Genomic DNA, 3,662 nt, shown 5'->3' with positions numbered 1-3,662 from the left:
GCAGCCCCATCGTGCCGGCGCCGACGACCAGCACCCGGCGTCCGGCGGGCGGGCCGAGCACGCGGTCGGCGCGGGTCAGCGCGGCCCCGACCAGCGAGGCGCCGGCGCGGTCGATGCCGGTCTCGGCGTGCGCCCGCTTGCCGACGCGCAGCGCCTGCTGCACGAGGTGCACCATCACCCGGCCGGCGTCGCCGCTGGACTGCGCGGAGCGCAGCGCCTGGCGCAGCTGGCCGAGCACCTGGCCCTCGCCGACGGCCATCGAGTCGAGCCCGCACGCGACGGTGAACAGGTGCGCGACGGCGCGGTCGGCGTAGTGCACGTAGAGGTGGTCCTTGAGCACCTGCAGGTCGACGCCGGTGACCTCGGCGAGCGCCGCGCCCAGGTCGGCCAGGCCGCCGTGGAACGTCGCGACGTCGGCGTACACCTCGACCCGGTTGCAGGTGGCCAGCACGACGGCCTCGCTGACGTGCTGCCCGGCGCGGGCGGTGGCGGCGAGGCGCGCGGCGCCGTCGCCGGCGAGCGCGACCCGCTCGAGCACGTCGAGGGGGGCGCTGCGGTGCGAGACGCCGATGGCGAGCAGGCTCACGAGGTCACCGCCGAGATCGCCTGGGCGGCCGCCGCGGCGGCGCCGCCGTCGTCGTCCGCGTCGTCGAGGCCCATCGCCTCGGCGACGGCCTTGCGCTGCTCGTGGAAGGCGAGGATCTGCAGCTCGGTCGACAGGTCGACCTTGCGGACGTCGACGCCCGGCGGCACCTGCAGCACGACCGGCGCGAAGTTCAGCACGCTGCGGACGCCGACCTCGACCAGCCGGTCGCAGACGGCCTGCGCGGGCCCGGCCGGGGTGGCGACGACGCCGATCGCCACCGGCTGCTCGGCGGTGAACGCCTCGAGCGCGTCGAGCGGCAGCACGGTGAGCGGGCCGATCTGCTGCCCCACCACGGCGGGGTCGCTGTCGAAGAGCGCGACGACCTCGAAGCCCCTGGTCGCGAACCCGGCGTACCCGGCGAGCGCGTGCCCCAGGTTGCCGATGCCGACGATGACGACGGGCCAGTCCTGGGTCAGGCCGAGCTCGCGGGAGATCTGGTAGACGAGGTACTCGACGTCGTAGCCGACGCCGCGGGTGCCGTAGGAGCCCAGGTGCGAGAGGTCCTTGCGCAGCTTGGCGGAGTTGACGCCGGCCGCCGAGGCGAGCTCCTCCGACGAGACCGTGGCGGTGCCCCGCTCGGCCAGCGCACCGAGGGCGCGCAGGTACACGGGCAAGCGGGCGACCGTCGCGTCGGGGATGCCCCGGCGTGCGCTCGGCTCGTCGCTCACGACTGGTTCGGGCTCCTCGGTCGACGCTGGTCCCCACCAGGAGGACGTCCCCGCGGGCGGGGTGATACGTGCGGCTGCTCCACACGTGCAACGCGCCCTAGCAGACCGGTCATCCCGACCGGGGGCCGGGGTGCCCGGCGCGGCGGGCGGGTCTCACGATAGGCGTTTGTGAACGTACGCACAAAGTGGCTCCGCCGCCCGGCCCGCTGCGAGGCCCGGCCACGTGACCGGGGTCACCCGCAGTAGCGTCCCCACGACCGGCGAGAGGTGTCGGCGAGGGCCGTGCGCACCCGCTCGGGGTCGATGCGGTAGTACCCCACCTGCTGGCCGTCGACCAGCACCACCGGCACCAGGTCGCCGTACTTCGCCTGCAGGCCGGGGACGCTGTCGACGTCGAGCTCGTGCCACGCGGCACCCGTCTCGGCGGTGACCCGGACGACGACGTCGCGCGCCTCGTCGCACAGGTGGCAGCCGGCGCGCCCGAAGAGGACCACGCGGGGCTGTTCGGCGGCGTCGCTCGCGGTGTCGGCCACGGCCCGAGGGTATCGCCCGACGACCCTTGCGCGCGCACGCGACGGCCTCGACCCCGGCTCGTCGGCCGCCTACAGTGGCCCGGTCCGTGGCACCCGTCGTCCGGAGGCATGCTGAGCACGCTCGCGCTGCCGCACCGCCCCGACGCCGGCGTCGGTGCGACGGGTCTGCGCGCCCTGCGGCAGCTGCTCTCCGTCGTGGACGCGGGCGGTCCCCCGACGATCGACCCGGCCGGGCACCGCGGTGGCGCCGGCGACCCCGACCCGGCCGAGCTCGAGCGGGTGCGGGCCCTGGTGGCGCTCGCGCAGGCCGGCGACGGCGAGGCGTTCGCCCGGCTCTACGAGCGCTCGGTCGGGCCGGTCTACCGCTACCTGCTGCACCGGGTGGGCTCGCCGCAGGTGGCCGAGGACCTCACGTCCGAGACGTTCCTGCGGGCGCTGCGCCGCATCGACACCTTCACCTGGACCGGCCGCGACGTCGCCGCCTGGTTCGTCACCATCGCCCGCAACCTCGTGATGGACCACGTGAAGTCGTCGCGGTACCGCCTCGAGGTGACCACGGGCGAGCTGCTCGACGGCGACGAGCGCTCACCCGCGCCGGACGACGAGGTGCTCGCCCGGCTGCGCGACGAGCGGCTGCTCGACGCCGTGCGAAGGCTGCGCCCCGAGCAGCAGGAGTGCCTGTCGCTGCGGTTCCTGCAGGGGCTGTCGCTCGCCGAGACCGCCGAGGTGCTGGGGCGCTCGACCGGCGCCGTGAAGCAGCTGCAGCTGCGCGCCGTCCGCGCCCTGCACCGCGAGCTCGGCGGCGAGGCCCCGTGACCAGCGGGGGGCTGGCTCGTTGGGCAGGGCGACCGGCCGCAGGGGTGCTGTGCGCGGACGGCGAGGACGAAGGGCCGCGGGCGTGGTGAGGGTGCACTCGGCGAGGTCGCGGCGCGAGGCGGAGGCCTTCGAGCGCGCGCTGACCGGTGACGCGCCGCCCGGTGACCTCGAGCCGCTGGTGCGCCTGGCCGGCCGCCTGCCCGCGCCGTCCGCCGTGCCGCGCGAGGCGTTCGTCGACGACCTGCGCGAACGCCTGCTCGCCGAGGCCGGGCGGCTCGAGCGGCGGCCGGTGCCGCACCGCGCCGAGACGCCGCACGCGGGCCACGACCCCGTCACCGTCGTGCTGCTCCGGCCGCGGCGGTTGCTCGGCGCGCTGGTGGCCGCCGCCGTGCTCGCGATCGCCGTGGTCGGGGGCCTGTCGACCCGCGCCCTGCCCGGCGACCGGCTGTGCCCCGTGCGGCTCGGCGTCGGCGAGGCGCTGGTGCGGCTGACCGACGACGACACCGCGCGCGGCCGGGCGCTGCTGGCCCAGGTCGACCAGCGCCTCGGCGACGTCGACCGGCTGGTCGCGGACGGCGACCCGACGTCCGCGCAGGTCGACGTCGCGCTGACCGCCGCCACCGACGACCTGGTGGGCGCGCAGCGCCTGCTGCTGCGCGCCGACGGTCGGCTGCCCGACCCCGACGGGCTGCAGGCTCTCGCCGACACCACCCGGCAGGCGGCCGGCCGGCTCGACGCGCTCGGCCCGCTCCCCCAGGGCTCGCAACCGGCGCTCGACCGGCTGCGGCAGGCCCTCGTCGACGGGCAGACCGCCCTGGTGCGGGTGGTGGCCGGCTGCGGCGACGCGTGCGCCGCGGTCACCGAGACGCTGCGCCGCGCGGCGCAGACCGTGGGCGGCGGCTCGCCCCTCGTGCTCGCCCTCGCCCGCGCCGCCACCGGGCAGCAGGTGCAGCTGGTGCAGGCGGCCGGGGTGGCCGCCGGCGCCGTCGACCTCGCGAC

At 77.0% G+C, this 3,662-nt stretch carries 4 protein-coding genes and 1 pseudogene; 2 read left to right on the top strand and 3 right to left on the bottom strand.

From position 1 onward, the window contains the following. The 3 genes from ACYVI6_RS18265 to ACYVI6_RS18255 all read right to left on the bottom strand — a co-directional run. Positions 1 to 586, bottom strand: a 586-nt coding sequence (locus tag ACYVI6_RS18265) for a glutamyl-tRNA reductase (RefSeq protein ID WP_460447725.1), incomplete at its 3' end; no start/stop codon positions are given. Then, positions 583 to 1,314 carry a redox-sensing transcriptional repressor Rex gene (locus tag ACYVI6_RS18260; protein ID WP_460447724.1) on the bottom strand — a complete coding sequence of 244 codons (732 nt, stop codon included), beginning with the start codon at positions 1,312 to 1,314 and terminating at the stop codon, positions 583 to 585. The genes ACYVI6_RS18260 and ACYVI6_RS18265, both read right to left, overlap by 4 nt. A 233-nt stretch (positions 1,315 to 1,547) precedes the next feature. After that, positions 1,548 to 1,847, bottom strand: coding sequence for a glutaredoxin family protein (locus ACYVI6_RS18255; protein WP_284289585.1), 300 nt, complete (start codon positions 1,845 to 1,847; stop codon positions 1,548 to 1,550). Between the two features lie 108 nt (positions 1,848 to 1,955). On the opposite strand from ACYVI6_RS18255, the gene ACYVI6_RS18250 reads away from it, so the two are divergent. Together ACYVI6_RS18250 and ACYVI6_RS18245 are read left to right on the top strand one after the other, a co-directional pair. Continuing rightward, positions 1,956 to 2,663: a sigma-70 family RNA polymerase sigma factor gene (locus ACYVI6_RS18250; protein WP_460447723.1), complete on the top strand. Its 708-nt coding sequence runs from the start codon at positions 1,956 to 1,958 to the stop codon at positions 2,661 to 2,663. 82 nt (positions 2,664 to 2,745) lie between these two features. After that, a pseudogene (locus tag ACYVI6_RS18245) lies at positions 2,746 to 3,662 on the top strand (hypothetical protein); the annotation flags it as partial.

This window comes from Angustibacter aerolatus, from assembly GCF_054776675.1.
The sequence above is the reverse complement of the archived record's forward strand: the minus strand, read 5'-3'. Positions and strand labels throughout refer to the sequence as shown.